Source organism: Vibrio renipiscarius, assembly GCF_000827885.1.
Lineage (GTDB): Bacteria > Pseudomonadota > Gammaproteobacteria > Enterobacterales > Vibrionaceae > Vibrio > Vibrio renipiscarius.
On record NZ_JTKH01000008.1, the window covers coordinates 60,194 to 85,686 of the forward strand.

Sequence of the window (25,493 nt, forward strand, 5' to 3'; positions counted from 1 at the left end):
AACTTGGCGCAATAGACTCGGTGAAAAAACCGCGTGCACATCGCCGCTAAATTCAAGTAAAAAAATACCCTGTCGCAATCTCTTGCTCCAGGGTATTGTTTCAAGTGACGTCTATAATTATCGAGCGTGGATTACATGCTTGATAGTGTTAGACAGAAACCTGCAATTGTTGCTGCCATTAGGTTAGATAACGTACCAGCAAGTACTGCTTTAATACCCATGCGCGCAATGTCACTGCGACGGGTTGGTGCTAGAGAACCTAGGCCACCTAGTAGAATCGCGATAGATGAAAGGTTCGCGAAACCACATAGTGCAAATGAGATGATAGCCATTGTCTTCGGTGAAATCATTTCACCTGTTGATGGTACTACCGTGTCAGCAATCAATACACCGTCAACTAGGTGAGGGATGTATGGAGTAAAGTTTAGGTATGCAACGAATTCATTCACAACCAGTTTCTGACCGATGAATGAACCAGCAAAGACTGCTTCGTCCATTGGCACACCAATTAGGAATGCTAGAGGAGAGAATGCGTAACCTAGAATCAGTTCTAGAGTCAGTTCAGGCATACCGAACCAACCACCGATACCACCAAGCATACCGTTCACAAGAGCAATTAGACCTACGAATGCGATTAGCATTGCACCAACGTTTAGTGCTAGTTGTAGACCTGCTGCTGCGCCGCCTGCTGCTGCGTCGATAACGTTTGCAGGTTTGTCGTCGCCGCCGTCCATTGCTTCTTGGATGTCTTCTTGAGGCTTATCAACTTCAGGGTAAAGAATCTTAGCAAACAGTAGACCACCAGGTGCCGCCATGAATGATGCTGCTACTAGGTACTCTAGTGGCACGCCCATTTGTGCGTAACCGGCTAGTACACCACCAGCAACCGATGCTAGACCACCACACATTACTGCGAATAGTTCAGATTGAGTCATCTTAGGAACAAACGGACGAACCACTAGAGGTGCTTCAGTTTGACCGACGAAAATGTTCGCCGCTGCAGACATTGATTCCGCACGAGAAGTGCCAAGCGCTTTTTGTAGTGCGCCACCAAGAATGCGGATAACCCACTGCATAACGCCGATGTAGTAAAGAACCGAAATCAGTGCAGAGAAGAAAATTAGCGTTGGAAGTACGCGGAATGCGAAGATGAAACCGCCGCCGCCGAATAGTTCGAACATCTTGCCAGAAACAAGACCGCCGAATAGGAAGTCGGTACCTGCGTTACCGTAATTGATAACGTTAGAAACCCCTTGTGAAAAACCGTTTAATAGATCACGGCCCCATGGTACGTATAAAACGAATGCACCAAGGATAAATTGAATAGCGAAAGCGCCACCCACAGTTCTAAAATTGATAGCTTTGCGGTTAGATGAAAATGCAAATGCAATAGCAATAAGCACTACCATACCGACTAGGCTCATAAACAGGCTCATGGTTTATGACTTCCTTATAAGTTATTTATTGGCGTGTTACAAAATGGAGCTCGAAAAGCGGGGCAATTATACGCATCCCACCCATGATAAAGTAATGCGCCCTTCACACTTTCTTATACGATCCAGGCATTATTCAATCATAAATGTGATCTAGATCCACAAGTTGAGATGTTAAATTCACAAGAAGTACAAATAATTTAGAATTTATTCACAAATATTTAGAGCCAAATTGCTATTTCGCCAAACGTTTTCAGCAACCGTTTGCCTATCTTGCTGCTGCAATTGCCCGAGATGCTCCAAAATCATAGGCAAACGTTTGGGATGATTGGGCTCACCTTGATACCCCATCAAGGGCATATCTGGAGCATCCGTTTCTAACACCAAAGAAGAGAGTGGCAGTTGAGCGACAGCTTGACGCGTTTTATTCGCTCGCGGATAGGTAATCACCCCACCGATACCAAGATAAAAGCCTAAATCGATAAATTGCATCGCTTGTTGGTAGCTACCCGAAAATCCATGCAGAATGCCTCCGTACTCAAAACGCGATTGCTTGAGTAGTTGTATCAGTCGATTATGGGTCTTACGAGCATGGAGAATCATTGGTAATCGATGCTGCTTAGCAAGCGCAACTTGATCAAGAAAAAAAGCCTCTTGCTGCGCCATAGGGATATCCACCATCGCATCTAATCCACACTCACCAATCGCGACGCATCGCGAGCCACGAGACGCGATTTTTTCATCTAACGCTGCCACAGCATCGTGTGATTGTTGCGCAAGAAAATAAGGATGGAATCCCAGCGCGTAATAAATCGAGGGAAATTGCTCACTGAGTAACGCCAAGCGAGACCAGTTTTCAACTCCCGTTGCAGGCAGCAGTAACCGTTCAACGCCGGTTTGTTGAGCGCTTTGGAGGTGTTGTTCGATATTCGCCGCAAAAGGCGCAAAATCTAAATGGCAGTGGGTATCAAAAAGGCGCATTACTGCTGCGCCTTAGAAGAGGGGTTGGATTGTTTTTGTGCGCATGGGTCCGCGCGGTAAGCAACGCAACTGCGCTTTTGCTCTGGGGTCAGTCCCATCGACAAACACCATTGATCGTACTTTTTTAACCAGCGTCTAAACCAAGCCCACATACGTCGTCCCTTTTTTATTGCTCAGCGCGCTTAAACATCAACTCGGTCGGTGTTGATTCTTCTTCAACAAAGTAATAACCCGCCACGTCAAACTGAGTGAGATCCGCCACACTTGAGATGCGATTCTCAATAATATAGCGTGCCATCATGCCACGTGCTTTCTTCGCGTAAAAACTGATCACCTTGTATTGACCGTTTTTACAGTCTTTAAAGATCGGCGTAATGACCTGCGCATCTAACGCTTTTGGTTTCACCGCTTTAAAATACTCATTCGATGCCAGATTGATCAAAACGTTGTCACCCTGTTCATTGATCGCTTGGTTCAGTTTATCCGTAATCACACTCCCCCAGAACTGATACAAGTTCGCACCATTGTCATTCGCGAGCTTAGTCCCCATCTCAAGACGGTAAGGCTGCATCAGGTCAAGCGGCTTGAGTAAGCCATACAAGCCAGACAACATACGTAGATGCTGCTGTGCATAGTCGAAATCGTCCTCTGACAGCGTTTCGGCGTCTAAACCGGTATAGACGTCGCCCTTAAAGGCTAAGATCGCCTGACGAGCGTTCTGGGGCGTAAACGTCTCTTCCCACTCTTGAAAACGACCAACGTTCAAATCCGCAATTTTATCGCTGACCTTCATCAAGCTCGCCACATCCGCCGGCGTCAACTGGCGACATACTTCAATCAACTGCTTAGAGTACGCAACCAACTCCGGCTGAGTGAACCGTTCTGTCGCCAATGGCGATTCATAATCTAAGGTCTTGGCAGGGGAAACAACTATCAGCATGACTTTACTCTTCCATTTATCATCAGATGATTAGAGTACAAAAAAAGCCATGCAATGTCTGCATGGCTTTATGTATCAATTCAATCGTTTCTATCTATTGGCTACGATTCTTTTTTCTTCTCATCCGTATACCAGATACCTTCTTCAAGCTGAGATTTCAGCTCTGGGTATTCATTGGCATCAAACGTCGGCAGTTTGCCTTCTTTTAACTGGCGGTTGTAATCTTTCGCCAGTTTAATCACCGTACCGGAAAGTAAAATGATCGCCACCAAGTTCACGATAGCCATTAAGCCCATAGAAACATCGGCCAATGCCCACACGACTGGTAGTGATGCTAGCGCACCAAACATAACCATACCAAGAACGATAATACGGAACAGGCCAAGACCCGCTTTGTGGTTATGCTCTAAGAAGATTAAGTTCGTTTCTGCGTACGAGTAGTTAGCAATGATTGAGGTGAAAGCGAAGAAGAAAATCGCGACCGCAACAAAGATGCTGCCCCAATTACCAACTTGCGAGCTGAGAGCCGCTTGAGTCAGTTCGATACCGGTCACTTGACCACCAGGAACAAACTCACCTGACATTAAGATAATCGACACTGTCGCCGAACAAATCACAATCGTATCAACAAAAACACCGAGCATTTGCACATAACCTTGTGATGCCGGGTGTGGTGGGTACGGTGTGGCAGATGCAGCTGCGTTTGGCGCAGAACCCATACCCGCTTCGTTCGAGAACAAACCGCGTTTTACGCCGTTAATCATTGCTTGAGCGATCGCATAACCGACACCACCCGCCGCCGCTTCTTGCAGACCAAAGGCGCTCTTAACGATCAACGTTATGATTGCAGGCAGTTTTTCGATATTGGCAATCATCACAAACAGCGCAAGTGCTAGGTAAGCTGTTGCCATGATTGGCACAACCAGCTCAGCCACGCGTGCAATACGCTTGATACCACCAAAAATAACAATGGCAGACAGCAACACAACCACGATACCGACGTACTTATCATCCCAACCAAATGCATTGTGCATTGCGTTGGCAATCGAGTTTGCTTGAACCGCGTTGAAAACCAGACCAAAAGCGATGATGAGGAAAATGGAGAACAGCACGCCCATCCAGCGCATGCCCAAGCCTTTTTCCATGTAGTAAGCCGGACCACCACGGTAGTTACCGTCGTCGTCTTTTGTTTTGTATAACTGTGCAAGTGTACTTTCGGCAAATGATGTTGCCATGCCAAGCATCGCAATCAACCACATCCAGAAGATCGCACCAGGACCACCGGCGGTTAGTGCAACAGCAACACCAGCCATGTTACCAGTACCCACACGCGCAGCCAGACTGGTACAAAGAGCTTGGAAAGAAGAGATACCAGCTTTGTCTGCTTTACGACTGTTCTTCAACACTGAGAACATGTGGCCAAAATGGCGGAACTGAATGAATCCGAGACGGATTGTGAAGTAGACGCCCACGCCGACCAAAAGATAAACAAGAATCGACCCCCAAAGCAGGTCGTTCATTAAATTGATTAAGTCTGTCATAACATCCTCATAGTGAGTTTCGTCGATCTTGCTTCCTTGCCATCCATCTAGCTGCGTCACTAAGTGTCAATTCTTAGTAGTGTATATTTTATTTTTATCAGCTGAGATATGTAAAACTCGCTTCATGCTTCCGTTTCACGTACCGACGTAATTTTTGACGGGCGGATAATGCAGTGAAGAATAGCAAAAATCAATATGCACACTGGTGCAATAGAATGTTATATTTCACTATAAAGTCACTAATGATTAACACAAAAAAGAACAAGCACCCCACAAAGCTGACACAATACCGCCAACTTTTAACAACAAGCCAAATCTATCAATAGCAATGAAAACAGCATCCGATAAAAATCGACTAACGCCTTGTCTCTACTGGTTTAACTGCACAAAGAGTGTGACTTACTCCCCATTTCCTATGCGACTTGTCCACGGTGGTAATCAGACCAAGGTTACACCTGATCTTAGCACCAACTTAAAACAGCCAGTTAACATCAAAAATAGCCAAAATTAATCGTTTTCACACGGACGAATGCGCACTTTTTGTACAGCAGCGATTTATAAAAACGTACTTCGAGCACAAAACGCCATTAAAAATTCACTGGATCGCAACAAATGAGAAATCAATCATAGTTAGCCTTTAATCTCAATGGTATTTAATCTAACCAAGAACAACGTACAACAGAGGTAGCATATGGATGGCTTAAACTTTGATGACATGATAGACATGGACTTCTCTCGAGGTCGCTCAGCAAAATCAAAACCTGTTAAACGTAAATGGAGAGAAATTGAGGCAATTCAGGATCGCCGTCGCTTAGAAAAAGAATTGCGCGATATGGATATCGGCTTAGACAAGATGGAACACTTAGAATTTTAAACAACCCAATTGAAATAATTAAAGAGGCGCACAAGGCGCCTCTTACACTTTACTCACAACAACGTCATGTTAGCCCGTTTCGCGAACTCGCTTAGCCAATTGAGCGTAATGTTCAGCAATCGTCTCACCAAACACAGGATCATCTTCATCCCCTGTGTATTGAGATTGAACCTTCTGCCAATCTTCTGCTATAAAGCGCTCACATATCATGGGTAAAATCGTCGTCTCTTCCAACGTTAAATGATCTTTTTGCGCGTGCATAAAAGACTCTAACTGTTCGATAAAGAGATGATGGGGCACGACAGCGTCTTGGAGGATCATTTCGACAATATTCATAAACGCATGAGTCTTGCATTCTAATAGCTTATGCTCAAACGCCAGATTATCCATGTCTTCACGCGCGCCATAATGCTCGCGATAATAATGATAAAGAATATCTTCTTTAGGATGATGGTGTTTCTCTGAATATTCAGACAAATAGTCCACCACCTCTTTAATTAAGCTGTAATTGACTGGCTGCTCTTGCTTTAGCAAATCAACTTTATTCGCCAATATGGCCAGTAAGCGTACTATATAGCTATGCTCTCGCCTGATTTGCTCAATCATCATCGCGTTTCTCCTTAAACACATACTCTTTGTAAGTGTATAAGAAAACCCGCGATAAGGTTTAGAGGCTGTTCAAAAAAACACCCTTCGGGCGATCGGCTTTCTACCCACCGGATAAATAAGAGTGATGATGGCCCCTCTCTAACGCTGTTTTTCCATCAAACAGAAGTCGGTAATGCCCAGTCAATCGGCGCGACACCCTGCTCGACTAACCATTGATTCGCTTTTGAAAAATGCTGGCACCCCAAGAAACCGCGATGAGCAGACAAAGGTGAAGGATGCGGCGCTTCGAGTACATAATGTTTCGTGCGATCGATAAAACGCCCTTTCTTCTGAGCATGTGCCCCCCACAATAGAAACACGATACCGGTATCGCGTTGGTCCAATGCTTCAATCACTTTATCGGTGTATGCCTCCCAACCGGTTGTTTTCGCATGTGAGTGCGCTTTGCCCTGCTCAACCGTCAGCACGGTATTAAGTAACAACACCCCTTGCTCCGCCCAAGATTGCAAATAGCCATGTTGAGGGACAGTAAAGCCATCAATATCTTGTACCAACTCTTTGTATATGTTCACGAGTGATGGCGGGGTTTTGATCCCCGGCAGCACAGAGAAACATAAGCCATGGGCTTGATCTGGACCGTGGTACGGGTCTTGACCCAAGATGACGACTTTTACCTGGGCAAAAGGAGTGCTATTAAAAGCATTGAAAACCGCACTCTCAGGGGGAAAAATCACTTTTCCTTCCGCGCGTTGCTCGGCTACGTAAGTCAATGTTTGCTTAAAGTAAGGCTGCTGCTGTTCGTCGCCGATCACATCATCCCAAGTTGATAACTTCGTCATCATAATTATCCTCTATATAGATGCGCGTCATTGTCGCAAAAAATGAAAGAAAAACGAATCGCAACAGGCAATGCCTTACGCTTGGCAATGCCAGTCGCGAAGTTGCTTAATTTCCGCCGCCCACAAATCAGGTTCAATGGTTTCCAAGATTAACGGGATACCATCAAAACGTGCATCTTTGGCAATGTACTCAAAACACGCCCAGCCAATATGCCCTTTACCCAAAGCATGATGGCGATCTAATTTGCTGCCTAGCGTCGATTTTGCATCGTTAATGTGCATCGCTTTTAAATATCGCATACCCACAACTCGATCAAACTCAGCAAAGGTCGCTTCACACGCTTCGTGGCTCGAAAGATCGTACCCCGCGGCAAAGGTATGGCAAGTATCAAGACAGACACCAATTCGTGATTTATCGTCCACTTGCTCAATGATCGCCGCAAGATGTTCAAATTTCCACCCCAAGTTTGAACCTTGACCGGCGGTATTTTCTACAACCGCAATGACCTCTGGTACCGCTTGATGCGCCAAATTGATCGATTCAGCAATCGCCGCCAAACACTCACTTTCTGAGATCTTGTTAAGATGACTGCCCGGATGAAAATTCAGTAACGTCAGGCCCAATTGATGGCAACGCGCCATTTCATCAATAAAAGCAGCACGCGATTTCTCACGCTTTTCTTCTTCTGGCGCACCCAAATTAATCAAATAAGAATCGTGAGGCAAAATCTGGTCGGCACTAAAACCCAACATTTTACAGTTTGCTTTAAAGGCACTTATCGTTTTGGCCTCAAGAGGCTTTGCTGCCCATTGACGTTGATTTTTAGTGAATAAAGCAAACGCGTTCGCGCCAATTTCTCGTGCTCTCATTGGCGCTTGATCAACACCACCCGCGGCAGAAACGTGGGCACCGATGTACTTACTTCCGAAATTTTTACTCATGTTATTTGATCACTTTACTCTTTCAATGTGCTCAACACGTAACAAAGGCTTAGCTCGATGTTCGTGCTTAAAATCCGTCATTTTGTAGTTAATTTACGACAAAATGACCATTGTAACTATTTTTTATATTATAAAATAAATTGTAATCTTGCGTTTTTAAAGCATTTTGTTGATTTAACGCAATAAAATCACCTTCAAAAAAATAAGGTTTTTAGTTGTTTTTTGACCTAAATCAATATTATTATAGTGGATATTAGCTATATAATAATTAGCTCAACAAAATATTGAAAACTAACACCAATAACACCACAGAAAATGTGGATTAGGAGAAAGTAATGATTCAAGGCATCCAAATTACTAAAGCAGCTAACGACGACCTACTAAACTCAATCTGGCTACTAGACAGCGAAAAGAACGAAGCACGTTGTGTTGCTGCGTCTGCTGGTTTTGAAGCTGACCAAGTTATTGCAATTAACGATCTAGGTGAGTACGAAAGCCGTGAAGTGGCAATCGAAACTGCACCACGTATCGAAGGTGGCCAACACCTAAACGTTAACGTTCTACGTCGTGAAACTCTTGAAGATGCAGTTGCACACCCAGAGAACTACCCACAGCTAACGATCCGTGTATCAGGCTACGCTGTACGTTTTAACTCACTAACGACTGAACAGCAACGCGACGTTATCGCGCGTACGTTCACTGAGTCTCTATAATTTAGCTCGTCACTGACGAAGATAAATTTAGACACCGATTTGAAAAGCAGGCCAAGCGCCTGCTTTTCTTTATCTCGGCGGCCTAGCCCTGTCGAGACACCGTAAATGGATAATAAAAATAACCCATTACGGCGTAGTGCAAAGAGCAATCTAAGTATCAAGGAGCTTGATTATCCATTATCAACGCCATCACTTAGCCTCTTCTGCGCTGCATTTTATTGCTCAACACACTATCGGCAAACCATTCGAAAGAATGGGACGCAAAGCTTCCGGTCTAACGATAATCATTATCTACGATAGCGGGGCCACCACTTGATCATTCAATCAAGTGCTGAGGGTTTACCCCTTTTCACATGCTGAGGTGTGGCATTTTTTGTCAACCTATAAAGGAACATGTGATGTCATCACGTTCAAATAAAACTCTTCTTGCACTTGCACTGACCGCACTAAGCGGCAATGTCGCTGCACATGGCTATGTCTCTGCCGTTAATGATGGTATTGCGGCAGGCCGCGTCACATTGTGTAAATTCCCAACCTCAGATACGAATGAAAAAAACAGTAACTGCGGCGCCATTCAATACGAACCACAAAGCGTAGAAGGCCCAGAAGGTTTCCCTGAAGCCGGACCTGCCGATGGTAAAATCGCAAGTGCTCAATCTGCTCTCGCCACGGCACTAGACGAACAGACTGCCGATCGCTGGGTAAAACGCCCTATCACTGCGGGTAAACAAAATTTTGAATGGACCTTTACGGCAAACCACGTCACCCGTGATTGGAAATACTACATCACAAAGCCTGATTGGAATTCAAATGACGTACTTACTCGCCAATCCTTTGATCTGACGCCTTTCTGTGTGGTTGAAGGCAATATGGTTCAACCACCAAAACAGGTAAGCCATGAGTGTAACGTACCTGAACGTCAAGGCTACCATGTGATTCTGGCCGTTTGGGATGTGGGCGATACCGCTGCCGCGTTTTACAATGTGATTGACGTGAAGTTTGATGGTCAAGGTCCTGTTTTACCTGAATGGAATCAAGCTGGCCAAATCAATCCAACCATGGATCTGAATATCGGCGATCGCGTTTTCACTCGTGTGTTTGATCATGCAGGTGAAAACAACGCTTACCGCACAGAGTTAACCATCGATAGCGTCGCGCTAACACAAGCGAAAAACTGGTCTTACGCTCTAGCAAGCAAGGTAAACCAAGAACAAACCGCAATCAAAGCAGGCGAACACAAACAAGGTGCTTTCACACCTGTTTACGGCTCTAACCCTGTTTATCTTCAAGCAGAGAGCACACTCACTCGCGTAGAAGTTGGCTATGATATCGAAACGACAGAACCTGATTACGCCCTGAGTGTGGAAGGACTGGCGACAGAATATACCATCACAGAACAACCAACCGAATTGGCATTAACCTTGAATGCGACCGGCGATTTGCAGGCAGAACTCACGGTTTACAACCACGCGCGTGAACCACTCGCGAGTTGGAACGGTTCTCTAACCGATGGTCAATATCAACCAGTAAACCTAACTCTGACCAAATCAGAAGCTGGCCACCATATGCTGATCAGTCGTATCAAGGATCAGGCAGGTAATTTGATTAACCAAGAAATGTTCGATTTCCACTTGGTTGCAGACGTAACGCCACCACCAGTGGGCGAATACGACTTTGTATTCCCGGAAGGCGTTAAGAGCTACACAGCAGGCACACAAGTACTTGCTACTGATGGCCACATTTACCAATGTAAACCGTTCCCATACTCTGGCTACTGCTCACAGTGGACACAAACGGCGACACAATACGAACCAGCAACCGGTTCTCATTGGTCAATGGCGTGGGATAAAGTGAACTAAATTTTTCGCCCCACTGGATCAAGTTGCGATTCGATCACAGAACAACAACGGCACTCTTTGTAGTGCCGTTTTTTATGTGCGTACTGAGGTAAATTTCGCTACATTTTTCGCTACATTACCTCATTCATTCCCAAAATTCATACGATAACCTTATGTTACTCGAAGGTATTGAAACTCTGGTTACCCTTAGCAAAGCTAAGACAATGAGTTGCAGTAATTCGTAACAAATAACACCACCTAACCACAATAAATTAACATGACAACCAAGGTGCTAGCATTCTTCCTCCGCATGGAAACATGCGAATGTGACGAAAATCAAAATTAATTAAATTTCTTATTAAACAATGCATTAAATACAAAAAAGACGTTATATTGCTGCCGAAAAATGCAATCTAAAATGCAATCTAATATTCTATAAAGGCATGTATAAAAATGAAGAGTAAAAACCTTGCAGCTCTAGGCATCCTACTTACGTTAGTCGGTTGTGGTGGTGGCGATAGTGATTCAAAACCGTCTGGAGATAATGGTGGTAACGAAGGCGGTAACGGCGGAGAACCAACACCACCTGCGACAAACCTAATCACTAGCTGGCCAATGTCAAAAGTGATAGCAGAAATCGCAGCGACCAACGTAACGCAAACCGTAGACAGCAACGTTTGTAGCAACGATAACAACCATAAAAAACCAACCGTTGAGACAGCGAACTTTATTGTGAGCACCATGAATGGTACGCAAGATGACGTCATCAAGGCTGCAAAAATCACTCAGGCTAGTTTTAATGAATTATTAGTCCATACCAAGCTAACGCCTGCTGAGTTGAATCTATCAGCTAATAGTAAATGGACGGCGTGTTTCAGCAATAAAAATATCGGAACCGATAATAGCCAAGGTACCGGATATCCCGATCGCTTTGATTTTGCTCCTAGCACTCTTGATGTGACCCATCCTGATTTTACTGATACTTCAATTCTAACTAAACATGAATTGTTCCATACCATTCAAGCCGAGTTGCTCGGCGATTCAGAACCATATGACCATTTACCACGTTGGTTCCAAGAAGGTTCAGCAGAACTCTTTGCTGGTCGTCACATCAGGATTACTAGCCACAAACATGATGAGTTTGCAATAGATGCAGATAGAACGCCACTTTCGATAGAAACGTATAATGACGAACTGGCTGTGATGAGTGAGCCCCTAATTAAAGCTGCATATGAAGACCATATGTACAATCTCTATCATGACAACGTAAACTATCTAGTAGCCCAAGGCTTAAGTGTTAAAGATACACTTACCTTAATTCGAGATTCATCCGGTCAACAATTTGATACCGCTATTGGCGCTGTCGAACAAAAACTTAACTTGCCTACTCCGTATATTGAACTTCGCGATGATGTGAACTCTTACCGAAACAATGTTATTGACACACTTCATAAGCAGGAAATCACCGCAGCGTACATCGATGATATTCAAGCAAATGTATCGCAAATCATTATTACATCAAAAGGAAAAGAAGATACGGTCGCAACCGGCAGTGTTAACCGTGCCCAAAACCAATATGCCATCAATGGACGCATTGCTGATGGTAACTATGATGCGTATGCATCAGTAAAGCTGGGCGAAAACGATGACATTATGTATGGCCCTATTGATGTAACTGTTAAAAATAACGTTTTGGGATCGCTCGACTTTACGGGGGCTCCCGCACTAGCTGACTAACGACATGAAATTATCGTAATGTAATCTCCACTGACTGATTTGAACAAGTAAATTGATCAATGGCGTGGGATAAAGTGAACTAAATTTTTCGCCCCACTGGATCAAATTGCTATTCGATCACAGAACAACAACGGCACTCTTTGTAGTGCCGTTTTTTTATATGCGAACTCAGTAAAATTTCGCTACATTGTGCGATTCATTCCTTAAATTCATACGAACACCCCATGTTACTTGAAGGTATTGAGACACTAGTTACCCTGAGCAAAGCCAAGACGATGAGTCGTACTGGCAGTTTGCTCTACATTAGTCAATCGGCAGTCAGTAAGCGTATTGCGAACTTAGAAAAAAAACTCGGTAAAAAGCTGATTGTGCCAGATGGCAGAAATGTTCGATTGACGAGCGAAGCCATCAATCTCATTGACAATATCAGCCCTACGTTCAATGAATTACGCGGTTTGATCTATGAACAGCAAAGCGTAAAAGAAAACAGTACGCTTAACATCGATTGTTCAGAAACGCTTGTCGCGGGCTATTTAGCGTCTATTTTAGGTGAGTATTTCGAGCAGGATCCTTATCTCAGCATTACCACTAATCATACGCCAAGGATTATTGAACACGTTCAATCGGGTAAAGCTCACTTGGGAATTTGTGCCGGAAACCTGCCCGCACATCATCAATTAATGACCTTTCATTTGTTTGATGAACCCTTTTACATCGTCTTTAGTCGCCACTTAAATGCACTACCAGACACGATCATTACCAATGATCTCTCCAATCCTGCGAACTCATACCAGCAAGCGATCTTGAGCCACCTGAACATGCATCCAATCATGCAGATGGACTCGTACTCTGCCGCCGCAAAACTGGCATTATCGGGGATTGCACCGGCTCTTGTTCCCTTATCCGTCATTAATACCCTGCAGATAGAGCCACGCCACTGCTATGATTTCGAGCCCTTACAATCCTTATCGCGCTCGATCAATATTTGCCTGCGTCCTTCATCGTACCGAAATAGCCGCATCAAAAAATTGATAACAACCATTGCTGATGCTGTTGCCAAAGTAACTTCGTTGCCATCAGTAGCGACATCACAATCACCAAGGGTCTGATCCACTTTTGTCCTTTCGTCACCACGACGCGCGCTCCAAGTTGAGCGCCAATAAAGCCGCCCACAGCCATGACTAAACCCAGTTCCCATACCGGTAAACCCGCCAAAATAAAGAACAGCAAAGCGGTAATGTTCGACGTAAAATTAAGCACCTTGGTACGCGCGGTCGCATCCACTAAAGAAAAATGCCCCAACGCGACAAAACAAACGGTAAAGATAGACCCCGTTCCTGGACCGAAAAAACCATCGTAGAAACCAACACCACCACCAACACAGAAAGCAAACATCGCTTCAGATAGCTTTGCTTGGCCTTTTTGCTCACGGGTCTTCGGCATTAATAAGAAATAAACTGAGATCGCCACCAGCAAAATCGGGATCAGACTGGTTAATATTCCCGCATCAATATGCTGCACCGATTCCGCCCCAACCGCTGAACCGATAAACGTGCAAGCGATCGCTAACCTCATCTCTTTAATGCTCACCATACCGCTGCGAACAAAGTACCAACTGGCTGAGAAACTCCCAAAAGAACTCTGCAACTTATTGGTCGCGAGCGCTTGCGTCGGTGGCACACCTGCCGCTAAAAGCGCGGGTAAGGTTAATAAGCCACCACCACCGGCCATCGCATCAATAAATCCGGCAAGAGTGGCCACTAAAAAGAGCAGTGAGAGTATTTCGAAAGATAATTCCATTCTGTATTCAACGCTAATAAATCGGATAGCCGTACGTTATCACCCGCGAATCAATTCAGTTAACGAAAGATTCGATAGCAACCTATTCCTGTATTTCCACAATAGCGATCGTGGCACGATCACATTCCTCTCTCTGAACCATCATTTTTCCGTTTGGAATCGCTGTGAATCAAGCATAAAAAAACCCGCTCAATGAGCGGGCTTGTTTTATTGTTCTCTACGATTATGCGTTGTTTGCATCAATCTTAGCGTGCAACTCTTGCAGTGACGTCACTGAGCTCTTCGCATCAGAATGATGAGCCATACACGTTGCGAATGCAGCATTCAGCGTCGTTGTATAGTTCACTTTCTCAGCCAAGGCACCACGACGAAGTACTTTAGAGTCTTCAATCGCTTGGCGACCTGCCGCCGTGTTCACAATGTAGGTGTATTCATTGTTCTTGATACGGTCAAGAATATGAGGGCGACCTTCGTGAACCTTATTGACTAAGCGTGGGTTAATGCCCGCTTCGCCAAGAATCACCGCGGTACCGTGTGTTGCATCAAGCTTGTAGCCTAGATCCAGCAGTTTAGACGCTAAATCAACCACACGTTGCTTGTCACCATCACGAACAGACAGAAGTGCTCGGCCACCTTCAGGATAAACGCTACCACAGCCCAATTCTGCTTTTGCAAAGGCTTCAGCAAACGTTGCGCCAACACCCATTACCTCACCGGTAGAGCGCATTTCTGGGCCTAACAGTGGGTCAACACCTGGGAATTTGTTGAATGGCAACACCACTTCTTTCACAGAGTAGTAAGGTGGGATGATCTCTTTAGTAAAGCCTTGTGACTCTAGAGATTGACCCGCCATTACGCGCGCTGCAATTTTCGCGAGTGGTGCACCGGTCGCTTTAGAAACAAACGGTACCGTACGCGCTGCACGTGGGTTGACTTCAATTAGGTAAACTTCATTGTCTTTCACCGCGAACTGCGTATTCATTAGACCACGAACACCCAACTCAAACGCTAGCTTCTCAACTTGCTCGCGCATCACATCTTGGATTTCTTGGCTTAGCGTGTAGGCAGGAAGAGAACATGCTGAGTCACCTGAGTGAACACCCGCTTGTTCGATATGCTCCATGATACCGCCAATCACCACGCGCTCACCGTCACAAATCGCATCGACGTCAACTTCGATCGCATCATCAAGGAAGCTATCAAGTAGAACAGGAGATTCGTTTGAAACGCTGACTGCTTCATTAAAGTAGCGACGTAAGTCTTGCTCATCGTATACGATTTCCATCGCACGACCACCCAGTACATAAGAAGGACGTACAACGAGTGGGAAACCGATTTCGCGAGATTTCTCTACCGCTTGTTCCATGGTGGTTACGGTCGCATTTTCTGGCTGAAGTAGGCCCAAACGGTCTACCGCAACTTGGAAACGCTCACGGTCTTCTGCACGGTCAATTGCGTCTGGGCTAGTACCGATGATTGGTACACCTGCCGCTTCAAGAGCACGAGCCAGTTTCAGTGGTGTTTGGCCACCGTACTGAACGATCACGCCTTTAGGCTTCTCAACACGAGCGATAGAAAGAACATCTTCTAAAGTAACCGGTTCGAAGTACAGACGGTCAGACGTATCGTAGTCAGTTGAAACGGTCTCAGGGTTACAGTTAACCATGATAGTCTCAAAGCCATCTTCACGAAGAGCCAGTGACGCGTGCACACAACAGTAGTCAAACTCAATACCTTGGCCGATACGGTTTGGACCGCCGCCAAGAATCATGATTTTTTCTTTGTCTGTCGGATTTGCTTCACATTCTTCATCATAAGAAGAGTACATGTATGCCGTATCAGAAGAGAATTCTGCCGCACACGTATCCACACGCTTATAAACCGGGTGAATATTGAACTGGTCACGTAGGCGACGAATTTCGCTTTCCGCTACACCAAGCAGTTTTGATAGACGCGCATCAGCAAAACCTTTGCGCTTCAGCTTACGCAGTAGATCTTCGGTCAAACCAGCAAAGCCACCCGCTTTAACCACTTCTTCCATTTTCACTAGGTCTTCGATTTGAACTAGGAACCAGCGGTCGATTTGCGTTAGGTTAAAGACGCCATCAACGGATAGGCCAGCACGGAATGCATCCGCGATGTACCAAATACGCTCTGCACCAGCTTCTTTAAGTTCGTGGCGGATTTTTGATAGTGCGTCAGGTGAATCAAGATCCACCATCTCATCAAAACCGTTCGCACCAACTTCTAAGCCGCGTAGTGCTTTTTGTAGCGATTCTTGTTGGTTACGACCAATGGCCATAACCTCACCCACTGACTTCATTTGCGTCGTTAGACGGTCATTTGCACCGGCAAATTTCTCGAAGTTAAAACGAGGGATTTTAGTCACAACGTAGTCGATGGTTGGTTCAAATGACGCTGGCGTTGCGCCACCTGTGATGTCGTTCATCAACTCATCAAGCGTAAAGCCAACCGCCAATTTCGCTGCTACTTTTGCAATCGGGAAGCCGGTTGCTTTTGAAGCCAATGCAGAAGAGCGAGATACACGTGGGTTCATCTCGATGATAACCATGCGGCCATCTTTCGGGTTGATACCAAACTGTACGTTTGAACCACCGGTTTCAACACCAATCTCACGCAGTACCGCTAGAGAAGCGTTACGCATTAATTGGTATTCTTTATCGGTCAACGTTTGCGCCGGCGCAACCGTGATTGAGTCACCGGTGTGAATGCCCATTGGGTCTAGGTTTTCAATTGTACAGACGATGATACAGTTGTCGTTCTTATCGCGAACCACTTCCATCTCGTACTCTTTCCAACCAATCAATGACTCATCGATGAGCAGCTCGTTAGTTGGAGAAAGATCCAAACCTCGGCGACAAATTTCTTCAAATTCTTCTTTGTTGTATGCAATACCGCCGCCTGTACCACCCATGGTGAACGAAGGACGAATGATACAAGGGAAGCCAACCATTTCTTGAACTTTGTAAGCTTCTTCCATGGTTTTTGCAGTGTCTGCCGTTGGACATTCAAGGCCAATCGACTTCATTGCTTTATCAAAACGAGAACGGTCTTCCGCTTTATCAATCGCATCCGCCGTTGCGCCGATCATCTCTACGCCAAATTCAGCAAGAACGCCGTGCTTCTCTAGGTCTAGAGCACAGTTAAGCGCCGTTTGACCACCCATTGTAGGCAGTACCGCATCTGGGCGCTCTTTTTCAATGATCTTACGTACTACTTCCCACTGAATTGGTTCGATGTAAGTTGCATCGGCCATCTCTGGGTCAGTCATAATAGTGGCAGGGTTTGAGTTCACAAGGATAACTCGGTAACCCTCTTCGCGCAGTGCTTTACACGCTTGTGCGCCAGAGTAGTCAAACTCACATGCCTGACCGATTACAATCGGACCAGCACCAAGAATTAGAATACTTTGAATGTCAGTACGTTTTGGCATTATCTACTACTCCGAATTAAGCGCTGTGTTTTTTGATGAGTTCGATGAAATGGTCAAATAGTGGAGCTGCGTCTTCAGGACCTGGGCTCGCTTCTGGGTGACCTTGGAAACTGAATGCTGGTTTGTCAGTGCGGTGAATACCTTGCAAAGAACCGTCAAACAGAGAGACGTGCGTGGCACGTAGCGTTTCCGGCAGCGTATTTTCATCCGCAGCAAAACCATGGTTTTGTGATGTAATCATCACGACACCGCGGTCCAAATCTTTTACTGGGTGGTTCGCACCGTGGTGACCAAATTTCATTTTCACCGTTTGCGCACCAGAGGCCAGCGCAAGAATTTGGTGACCTAGACAGATACCAAATAATGGGATGCTTTTTTCTAGGAAAACCTTAGTCGCTTCAATCGCGTAAGTACACGGAGCTGGGTCACCAGGGCCATTTGATAGGAATACACCATCAGGCTTAAGTGCTAGCACTTCTTCCGCTGAGGTTTCAGCCGGTACTACCGTTAGGCGGCAGCCGCGGTCAACCAACATGCGTAGGATATTTCTTTTGGCTCCAAAGTCATAAGCGACAACGTGGTATGGCAATTCACTGTCGTCTTTTGCTTCAGGAAGACCACCCTCGAGCGTCCACGAACCTTGTTTCCATTGATACGCTTCTTTTGTTGTAACTTCTTTCGCAAGGTCCATACCTTTCAAGCCAGGGAATTCTTTCGCTTTCGCAAGTGCCAGCGCTTCGTCGAGGTTCTTTCCATTGATAGAAGAGCCTGCCACGATGCAGCCATTTTGGGCACCTTTTTCACGAAGAATACGAGTAAGTTTGCGAGTATCAATATCTGCGATGCCGACAATGTTTTGCGACTTGAGATAATCAGAAAGGGATTGTTCGTTACGGAAATTAGAAGCGATAAGAGGGAGATCGCGAATCACAAGGCCTTGTGCATGAATTGAAGAAGATTCTTCGTCTTCGGAATTGGTTCCGGTATTGCCAATGTGAGGATAAGTAAGAGTGACGATTTGTTGTGAATAGGAAGGATCAGTAAGAATTTCTTGGTACCCCGTCATCGAGGTATTAAAAACGACTTCCCCAACAGAAATACCATCTGCGCCGATGGACACTCCGCTGAACACTGTCCCATCTTCCAGGACTAACAGTGCTAATTTACTCAAGGCAACCTCCAGAATAAAAATGCATAAAAAATAAATTAATTTGCAATATCGCCTTTAATTTTGCCATAAAAAAGCATTTTTAGGTCTGACAGACAAATTGGCGTTATTCTAATAATGCTTGTGACCAGTGTCAACATTCATAGTAAAATAAAATGCATATTTACGACGCTTTATTATAAAACCATGTCAAAACAGCCAAAAAAACAAGTTTGATGACCTTTAGGTTGTCGATTGGAACCGAGTTTGAGAAATCCACTCTGATTACAATCAAAAGACAAAATCAAAAAGAAAACAAAACAAAGCAAACGTTACTTACACAGTTATAATATGCAAAATAGAGCACTTAACACAACAATTAGACTGAAACCCAAATAAATACAGCAATAACCAGCCAATAAGAGGCAATTTTGACAAGTTAACTTTTATCGCCATTTTCAACAGATACAAAAAACGCCAGCCTAGGCTGACGCATAAATATGTTTAATGACTTTTTGTCTGCTTTACTGCAATGCGCAGTTAAAGATCGTTTAGACCGAGTACGTCCGTCATCGTATAGAAACCTGAAGGCTTACCATTTAACCAAACGGCCGCTTTCACCGCGCCATTTGCAAAGGTCATGCGGTCAGTCGCCTTATGGGTGATCTCCACACGTTCACCAATATCGGCAAACATAGCGGTGTGCTCACCGACGATATCGCCCGCACGGATAGTGGCAAAACCAATCTCATCTCTGCTGCGCTCACCGGTAATGCCTTCACGCGCGTAAACTGCGACATCATTGAGCTTATTACCCATTGCGCCTGCAATCGCCTCACCCATACCAATCGCGGTACCTGAAGGTGCATCCACTTTGTGACGGTGGTGTGCTTCGACAATTTCGATATCACAATAGTCGCCCATCACTTTGGCGGCTTTTTCGAGTAGCTTAAACACGAGATTAACGCCAACAGAATAGTTTGGCGCCATTACAACCGGGATTTCCGTTGCAACAGCATCAATGCGTTCGCGTTCTTGGTCACTAAAACCAGTCGTACCGATAACGATACTCTTACCGTGGGCACGGCAAAGTTCTAAGTTGGTTAATGTGCTGCTTGGTGCAGTAAAATCGATAATGACATCAAAGCGGTCAATTTGAGAGGCGAGATCATTGGTTAAGACAATATCAAACTTGCCTTCACCACATAGTTCACCAACGTCTACCCCAACCAGTGATGACTCTGGGCGCTCTGATGCCGCTCCAACTTGAGACTCCGGGTTAAGATGCGTTGCTTTAACTAAGTTTCGGCCCATACGGCCTGCCGCTCCTGCGATTGCAATTCTGACCATTGCACTCATTCTCCATTTTGGTGTTACGAGATGAAAAGATCCTCACCTCGAGAAAACGATCTTGTGCACTAAACTACCAATAAACGACTGTGGTGGCTAGCTTTTTGAGACATAGATCATGAAAACTCTTTGATCACACGCTGTAAAATCGGCACGTTTGCCTCCGGAAAGGCATAGTTTTCTAACCGTTTGATCGTGACCCATTCGCCTTGTTGCCCTTCACGCCCATAGGGTTCACCGGCAAATGCTGTCACGAGAATAAAATCAAATTTCAGCGATTTCTCTGGGTAATCATATTCTAAGTGTTCAAATACGCACTGCTCTGTCACCTGAATACCAATCTCTTCGTCCAACTCCCGAATCATCGCTTGCTCGATGCTTTCCCCGCTCTCAACCTTACCGCCGGGAAATTCCCAAAAACCGCCTTTATGCTTATCATCTGGACGTTTAGTGATAAAAATTTGCGATTTATCTTGATTGAAAATCACCGCCGCAACGATATGGATTCTTTTCATATAATGGTGTTCCTAACGAAAGCTCTTAACTGACCTAACTTATACGGCGTCATCCTCAAGAGGGAGGGACGACCGAGTTGGGGATCTCATACCACCACAAATCGATGCTAAATCATCAGATTCGCTACTACGCTCATTCTCCACTCTAGGGAATGACGTAAACAGACGGGTATACAAATTTTACTTAAAAAAAGAGCCGCCTAAGCGACTCTCTCTTTATTTAGTAAACTTTATGAATCTAAAGTTAACCAATTTGACCATGGCATTGTTTGTACTTCTTGCCGCTACCACATGGGCAAGGCTCATTACGGCCAACTTTACGCTCATCACGAACGACTGTCTGTGGCTGTGCGTCTGATACCTCTTCATCATCAGCAAGCTGATTATGCGCGCTTGCATGCTGTGCTTGCGCATGACGAGCGGCTTCTTCTGCTTGTGCACGACGCTGTGCTTCCATTTGTTCAACTTCTTCTTGCTGTTGAACACGCACGCGCGATAGAACCATGACTACGTCTGTTTTCAATGACTCTAGTAACCCTTCAAACAGTTCAAACGACTCACGCTTGTACTCTTGTTTCGGGTTTTTCTGTGCATAGCCACGTAGATGGATACCTTGGCGCAAATGATCCATTGCTGCTAGGTGTTCTTTCCACAAGGTATCAAGCGTTTGTAGCATGACTGATTTTTCGAAGTTACGCAGTACTTGCTCACCCACGACTTCTTCTTTCTTACGGTAAGCTGCAACCGCTAGGTCGATGATCTTCTCGCGTAACGCTTCTTCGTACAGTTTATCATCGGCTTCTAGCCACTGTTTGATTGGCGCATCGATATCAAAGTCATTCTTCAGACGATGCTGAAGACCTTCAATATCCCACATTTCTTCTAGAGATTGTGGTGGAATGTATTCATCAATGATTGCGGTTAATACGTCAGCGCGGTTTAGCTCAATCATTTCGCTGATGTTTTCAGCAACCATCAGCTCATCACGAAGTTCGTAAACCACTTTACGTTGATCGTTCGCAACATCATCGTACTCAAGTAGCTGTTTACGGATATCGAAGTTACGACCTTCTACTTTACGTTGTGCTTTTTCAATTGAGCGAGACAGCATCTTAGACTCAATCGCTTCACCTTCTTCCATACCACTTTGAATAAGGCTCGCCATGCGATCAGAAGTAAAGATACGCAGTAGTGAGTCTTCCATTGATAGGTAGAAACGTGAAGAACCCGCATCACCTTGACGACCTGAACGACCACGTAACTGGTTATCAATACGGCGAGATTCATGACGCTCAGTACCAATAATGTGTAGGCCACCAGCAGCAAGAACTTGATCGTGGACCACTTTCCATTCTGCTTTGATCGCGTCAATTTGTTCTTTGCTTGGGTTGTCTAATTGCTCAACTTTAGACTGCCAGCTACCCCCTAACACGATATCGGTACCACGACCGGCCATGTTGGTTGCAATGGTAACAGCACCTGGAGTACCCGCTTCAGCTACGATTTCCGCTTCACGTTCATGGAACTTAGCGTTCAATACGTTGTGCTTAATCTTCGCTTGTTGCAGTGCATTTGACAGTAATTCCGATTTTTCGATCGAAACCGTACCAACAAGTGATGGCTGACCTTTCGCAACGCGCTCTTTAATGTCTTCAATGATGGCATTAAATTTGTCAACTTCAGTGCGGTATACCATATCTGGCATATCGTCACGAATCATTGGCTTGTTGGTTGGGATAACCACTGTTTCCAAACCGTAAATCGATTGGAATTCGAATGCTTCTGTATCCGCAGTACCCGTCATACCCGACAGCTTGTCGTACAGACGGAAGAAGTTCTGGAAGGTGATCGACGCGAGTGTTTGGTTCTCGTTTTGGATCTTAACGCCTTCTTTTGCTTCTACCGCTTGGTGCAAACCTTCAGACCAACGACGACCCGGCATAGTACGGCCCGTATGTTCATCGACAATCACTACTTCGCCATCTTCATTGACGATGTAATCGACGTTTTTCTCGAACAGTACGTGGGCACGCAGCGCCGCATTGACGTGATGCAATAGGCTAATGTTGGTTGGTGAGTAAAGGGTATCGCCCTCTTCCATCAAACCATTTTTGTACATCAACTCTTCAACAAACTCTTGGCCTGTTTCGGTCAAATATACCTGTTTCGATTTTTCATCTAGGGTGTAGTGGCCATCACCACGGTATTCTTCTGAGTCTTCCTGATCCTGCTTTTGCAGCAGAGGAATAAGAATATTGATTTTGGTGTAAAGCTCAGAGCTGTCTTCGGCAGGGCCAGAAATAATCAACGGCGTACGCGCCTCATCGATTAAGATCGAGTCTACTTCATCGACTACGGCAAAGAAACGTGAACGCTGAACACGGTCTTCCGCACGGAAAGCCATGTTGTCACGCAGGTAGTCAAAACCAAATTCGTTGTTAGTGCCGTAAAGAATATCCGCTAGGTAAGCTTCTTTTTTCGCTTGAGGAGGCATGTTTGGCACGTTAACGCCAACAGTCATACCAAGGAATTCAAACAATGGGCGGTTGGTTTCTGCATCACGAGACGCTAAGTAGTCGTTCACTGTCACAATGTGAACGCCATGGCCTGGAAGCGCATTAAGGTAAGCAGGCAAAGTCGCCGTTAGCGTTTTACCTTCACCCGTACGCATCTCAGCAATTTGACCAGCGTTAAGCACCATGCCGCCGACTAGCTGCATGTCGAAATGACGCATGCCGTAAACACGTTTCGATGCTTCACGAACCGTCGCAAATGCTTCTGGTAGTAATTTATCAAGCTCTTCGCCTTGCTCTAAACGCAGGCGGAATTCAACCGTTTTGGCCTTTAATTCTTCATCAGAGAGAGCTTCAAACGTTGGCTCGTAATTATTGATCTCTTTTACAATTTTCTTAAGGCGACGCAAGGTACGGTCATTGCGACTGCCAATTACCTTTGTCAGTAGCTTAGTAATCATCTTGTATGAATCTCTCTATCATTCGATCGGGCACGATCGTATCTTAATGCCTTCAGTCTCTACCAGTTTAAAACTAAGAATACTGAGCTAAATCATTAATCCCAAATATTGTGGTCGGGACTTTCATTTTCAAGGCTTAAGCTGTTTTAAGTGGCGATTAGTGTAAGGAATTTTATCACGAACAACCAATCTGTTAGTGATTTGTTTGAAGCACTTGTGATTTTTTCATCTTGAACGGCGTAACTTTATCCGTTAGAAGGGCTATTCGTCACTGACAGGGTTGGTTAAACTAGAAGTATCACATTTGATAAGGGCATCTAATGCGCGACCATCGTCCTACACTCAGTAACGATATTATCTCAGATTCACGCTTTGCCGACTTACAAAAGCACGCCAAAGAGATCATCGCAATCAATGATCTGCTCAAAGACATTTTACCGAAACACACGGTAGAACATTGCCGAGCGGCAAATGTTCGCGATGGACAATTGGTGCTTGAAGTGGCGAGTGCCGCGATGAAGATGAAGCTCAGTTACGATCGACTGTATATTCTAAGCCAACTTCGTAACCAAGGCTTTGCTCGTTTAATTGCAATTGATGTGCAGATTAACCCCGAATTGTATCGCTCACAAAAGACCCAAAAACCAGAAGCCATAAAACCGCGCGAACCGATTTCTGAGGTTGCCGCTGAATATCTTCAAGGTATCGCAGAAAATGCGCCGCCAAAGATCAAGGCGCGCTTAGAAAGTTTGGCGAAGTTAGCTCAACAAAAGAAAGGGCAATAGCTTAGGCGGACGGAGAATCAAACAGAAGATTCAGGTTGGGTTTTCGCAATATTCCGATGTAAAAAAACCAGTCATTCGACTGGTTTTTTTTATTCTTCACGCTTAAGCGAGAACCATGCTTGGGTCAGCAAAAGCAACCGGAGAGGTTTGCTCTTCTTCGAAAGTCACCCATTCCCATGCTTCTTGATCAGCAAGTACTGAGCGTAGAAGTTGGTTATTTAAGCCATGGCCCGATTTGAATGCGCGGAATTCACCGATGATTGGGTGGCCACACATGTAAAGGTCACCAATCGCGTCCAACACTTTATGAGTCACGAATTCGTTCTCAAAGCGTAGGCCTTCTTCATTCAAAATACGGTATTCGTCAAGTACGATAGCGTTATCAAAGCTGCCGCCTAAAACAAGGTTTTGTGACTGAAGGTATTCAATATCACGCATAAAACCAAATGTACGAGCTCGTGAAATCTGCTTCACAAAATCTTGTGAAGAGAAGTCAAACACTAGGTGTTGCTCGTCAGCATCAATGGCTGGGTGATTGAATTCAATCTCAAAATCCATACGGAAACCGTTGTAAGGCTTAAATTCAGCCCACTTATCGCCATCTTCGAAGCGAACCGGTTTCTTAATACGGATGAAGCGTTTAGCTGCGTTTTGCTCTTCGATACCTGCTTGTTGTAGCAAGAATACAAATGGGCTCGCACTGCCATCCATAATTGGGATTTCAGGTGCATCAACTTCAATAATGACGTTATCGATACCCATGCCTGCTAATGCTGCATTTAAGTGTTCAACCGTTGAGATACGAATACCTTGGTCATTCACAAGAGCAGTACATAGCATGGTGTCACGAACTGATTCTGGATCCGCTGGAAAATCAACAGGAGGATTTACGTCTGTACGACGGTAAATGACACCTGTATTTGCAGCCGCTGGGCGAAGAGTAAGGGCAACTTTACGGCCGGAGTGTAAACCAACACCGATCGTTTTTACCATTTCTTTCAGAGTACGTTGTCTGATCATC

The 25,493-nt window shown here is 45.1% G+C and carries 21 protein-coding genes and 1 riboswitch; of the genes, 6 read left to right on the plus strand and 15 right to left on the minus strand.

All coding sequences use genetic code 11. From position 1 onward, the window contains the following. Positions 1-131 precede the first annotated feature (131 nt). The 5 genes from OJ16_RS07680 to OJ16_RS07695 form a co-directional block, all read right to left on the minus strand. Complete coding sequence (locus tag OJ16_RS07680) at positions 132-1,436, minus strand: NupC/NupG family nucleoside CNT transporter (protein ID WP_040989052.1); 1,305 nt, start codon at positions 1,434-1,436, stop codon at positions 132-134. A 204-nt stretch (positions 1,437-1,640) separates the two neighbouring features. Then, complete coding sequence (locus OJ16_RS07685) at positions 1,641-2,414, minus strand: TatD family hydrolase (RefSeq protein ID WP_040989053.1); 774 nt, start codon at positions 2,412-2,414, stop codon at positions 1,641-1,643. Beyond that, positions 2,414-2,566: a DUF5363 family protein gene (locus OJ16_RS20045; protein ID WP_160289866.1), complete on the minus strand. Its 153-nt coding sequence runs from the start codon at positions 2,564-2,566 to the stop codon at positions 2,414-2,416. The genes OJ16_RS07685 and OJ16_RS20045 overlap by 1 nt, the downstream gene beginning before the upstream one ends. A 14-nt stretch (positions 2,567-2,580) precedes the next feature. Beyond that, on the minus strand, positions 2,581-3,354 hold the full coding sequence (gene yaaA / locus OJ16_RS07690; protein WP_040989054.1) for a peroxide stress protein YaaA: 774 nt from the start codon (positions 3,352-3,354) through the stop codon (positions 2,581-2,583). Between the two features lie 101 nt (positions 3,355-3,455). Next, positions 3,456-4,895 carry an alanine/glycine:cation symporter family protein gene (locus OJ16_RS07695; RefSeq protein WP_040989055.1) on the minus strand — a complete coding sequence of 480 codons (1,440 nt, stop codon included), beginning with the start codon at positions 4,893-4,895 and terminating at the stop codon, positions 3,456-3,458. Between the two features lie 691 nt (positions 4,896-5,586). On the opposite strand from OJ16_RS07695, the gene OJ16_RS07700 reads away from it, so the two are divergent. Beyond that, a complete protein-coding gene (locus OJ16_RS07700) occupies positions 5,587-5,769 on the plus strand; it encodes a DUF3545 family protein (protein ID WP_040989056.1) in 183 nt (60 codons plus the stop codon). Between the two features lie 69 nt (positions 5,770-5,838). Here OJ16_RS07700 and OJ16_RS07705 read toward each other — a convergent pair whose 3' ends face one another. The 3 genes from OJ16_RS07705 to nfo form a co-directional block, all read right to left on the minus strand. Continuing rightward, positions 5,839-6,378: a hemerythrin domain-containing protein gene (locus OJ16_RS07705; protein ID WP_040989057.1), complete on the minus strand. Its 540-nt coding sequence runs from the start codon at positions 6,376-6,378 to the stop codon at positions 5,839-5,841. A gap of 155 nt (positions 6,379-6,533) precedes the next feature. After that, the gene (ung, locus tag OJ16_RS07710) at positions 6,534-7,217 is read right to left on the minus strand and encodes a uracil-DNA glycosylase (protein ID WP_040989185.1); all 684 of its coding nucleotides are present in this window, start codon (positions 7,215-7,217) and stop codon (positions 6,534-6,536) included. Positions 7,218-7,292: 75 nt separating this feature from the next. Continuing rightward, a complete protein-coding gene (gene nfo / locus OJ16_RS07715) occupies positions 7,293-8,159 on the minus strand; it encodes a deoxyribonuclease IV (RefSeq protein ID WP_040989058.1) in 867 nt (288 codons plus the stop codon). 335 nt (positions 8,160-8,494) lie between these two features. Here nfo and grcA point away from each other — a divergent pair, with 335 nt between their 5' ends. The 4 genes from grcA to OJ16_RS07735 all read left to right on the plus strand — a co-directional run bounded on the left by grcA (position 8,495) and on the right by OJ16_RS07735 (position 13,556). Continuing rightward, entirely contained in the window at positions 8,495-8,872 is a 378-nt protein-coding gene (gene grcA / locus OJ16_RS07720) for an autonomous glycyl radical cofactor GrcA (protein ID WP_040989059.1), read from the plus strand. Between the two features lie 225 nt (positions 8,873-9,097). Beyond that, a riboswitch (cyclic di-GMP riboswitch) is annotated at positions 9,098-9,185 on the plus strand. Between the two features lie 85 nt (positions 9,186-9,270). After that, entirely contained in the window at positions 9,271-10,731 is a 1,461-nt protein-coding gene (gbpA, locus tag OJ16_RS07725) for an N-acetylglucosamine-binding protein GbpA (protein WP_040989060.1), read from the plus strand. Between the two features lie 432 nt (positions 10,732-11,163). After that, the gene (locus OJ16_RS07730) at positions 11,164-12,447 is read left to right on the plus strand and encodes a hypothetical protein (protein WP_040989061.1); all 1,284 of its coding nucleotides are present in this window, start codon (positions 11,164-11,166) and stop codon (positions 12,445-12,447) included. A gap of 224 nt (positions 12,448-12,671) precedes the next feature. Continuing rightward, complete coding sequence (locus tag OJ16_RS07735; RefSeq protein WP_040989062.1) at positions 12,672-13,556, plus strand: LysR family transcriptional regulator; 885 nt, start codon at positions 12,672-12,674, stop codon at positions 13,554-13,556. Here the strand turns inward: OJ16_RS07735 and OJ16_RS07740 are convergent. The 6 genes from OJ16_RS07740 to secA form a co-directional block, all read right to left on the minus strand. Next, a complete protein-coding gene (locus tag OJ16_RS07740) occupies positions 13,468-14,247 on the minus strand; it encodes a TSUP family transporter (RefSeq protein WP_040989063.1) in 780 nt (259 codons plus the stop codon). The two genes, OJ16_RS07735 and OJ16_RS07740, sit on opposite strands and share 89 nt — an antisense overlap. A gap of 223 nt (positions 14,248-14,470) precedes the next feature. After that, a complete protein-coding gene (gene carB, locus OJ16_RS07745) occupies positions 14,471-17,701 on the minus strand; it encodes a carbamoyl-phosphate synthase large subunit (protein WP_040989064.1) in 3,231 nt (1,076 codons plus the stop codon). A gap of 16 nt (positions 17,702-17,717) precedes the next feature. Continuing rightward, positions 17,718-18,872, minus strand: coding sequence for a glutamine-hydrolyzing carbamoyl-phosphate synthase small subunit (gene carA, locus OJ16_RS07750; RefSeq protein WP_040989065.1), 1,155 nt, complete (start codon positions 18,870-18,872; stop codon positions 17,718-17,720). Positions 18,873-19,388: 516 nt separating this feature from the next. Further along, the gene (dapB, locus tag OJ16_RS07755; RefSeq protein WP_040989066.1) at positions 19,389-20,198 is read right to left on the minus strand and encodes a 4-hydroxy-tetrahydrodipicolinate reductase; all 810 of its coding nucleotides are present in this window, start codon (positions 20,196-20,198) and stop codon (positions 19,389-19,391) included. A 116-nt stretch (positions 20,199-20,314) separates the two neighbouring features. Next, positions 20,315-20,713, minus strand: coding sequence for an 8-oxo-dGTP diphosphatase MutT (gene mutT / locus OJ16_RS07760; RefSeq protein WP_040989067.1), 399 nt, complete (start codon positions 20,711-20,713; stop codon positions 20,315-20,317). A 244-nt stretch (positions 20,714-20,957) separates the two neighbouring features. Continuing rightward, on the minus strand, positions 20,958-23,687 hold the full coding sequence (gene secA / locus OJ16_RS07765) for a preprotein translocase subunit SecA (RefSeq protein WP_040989068.1): 2,730 nt from the start codon (positions 23,685-23,687) through the stop codon (positions 20,958-20,960). Positions 23,688-24,007: 320 nt separating this feature from the next. Between secA and OJ16_RS07770 the strand changes: the two genes are divergently transcribed. Beyond that, a complete protein-coding gene (locus tag OJ16_RS07770; RefSeq protein WP_040989069.1) occupies positions 24,008-24,472 on the plus strand; it encodes a DUF721 domain-containing protein in 465 nt (154 codons plus the stop codon). A gap of 102 nt (positions 24,473-24,574) precedes the next feature. Here the strand turns inward: OJ16_RS07770 and lpxC are convergent, their stop codons facing one another. Next, positions 24,575-25,492 carry a UDP-3-O-acyl-N-acetylglucosamine deacetylase gene (lpxC, locus tag OJ16_RS07775; RefSeq protein WP_040989070.1) on the minus strand — a complete coding sequence of 306 codons (918 nt, stop codon included), beginning with the start codon at positions 25,490-25,492 and terminating at the stop codon, positions 24,575-24,577. Between the last annotated feature and the right edge of the window lies 1 nt (position 25,493).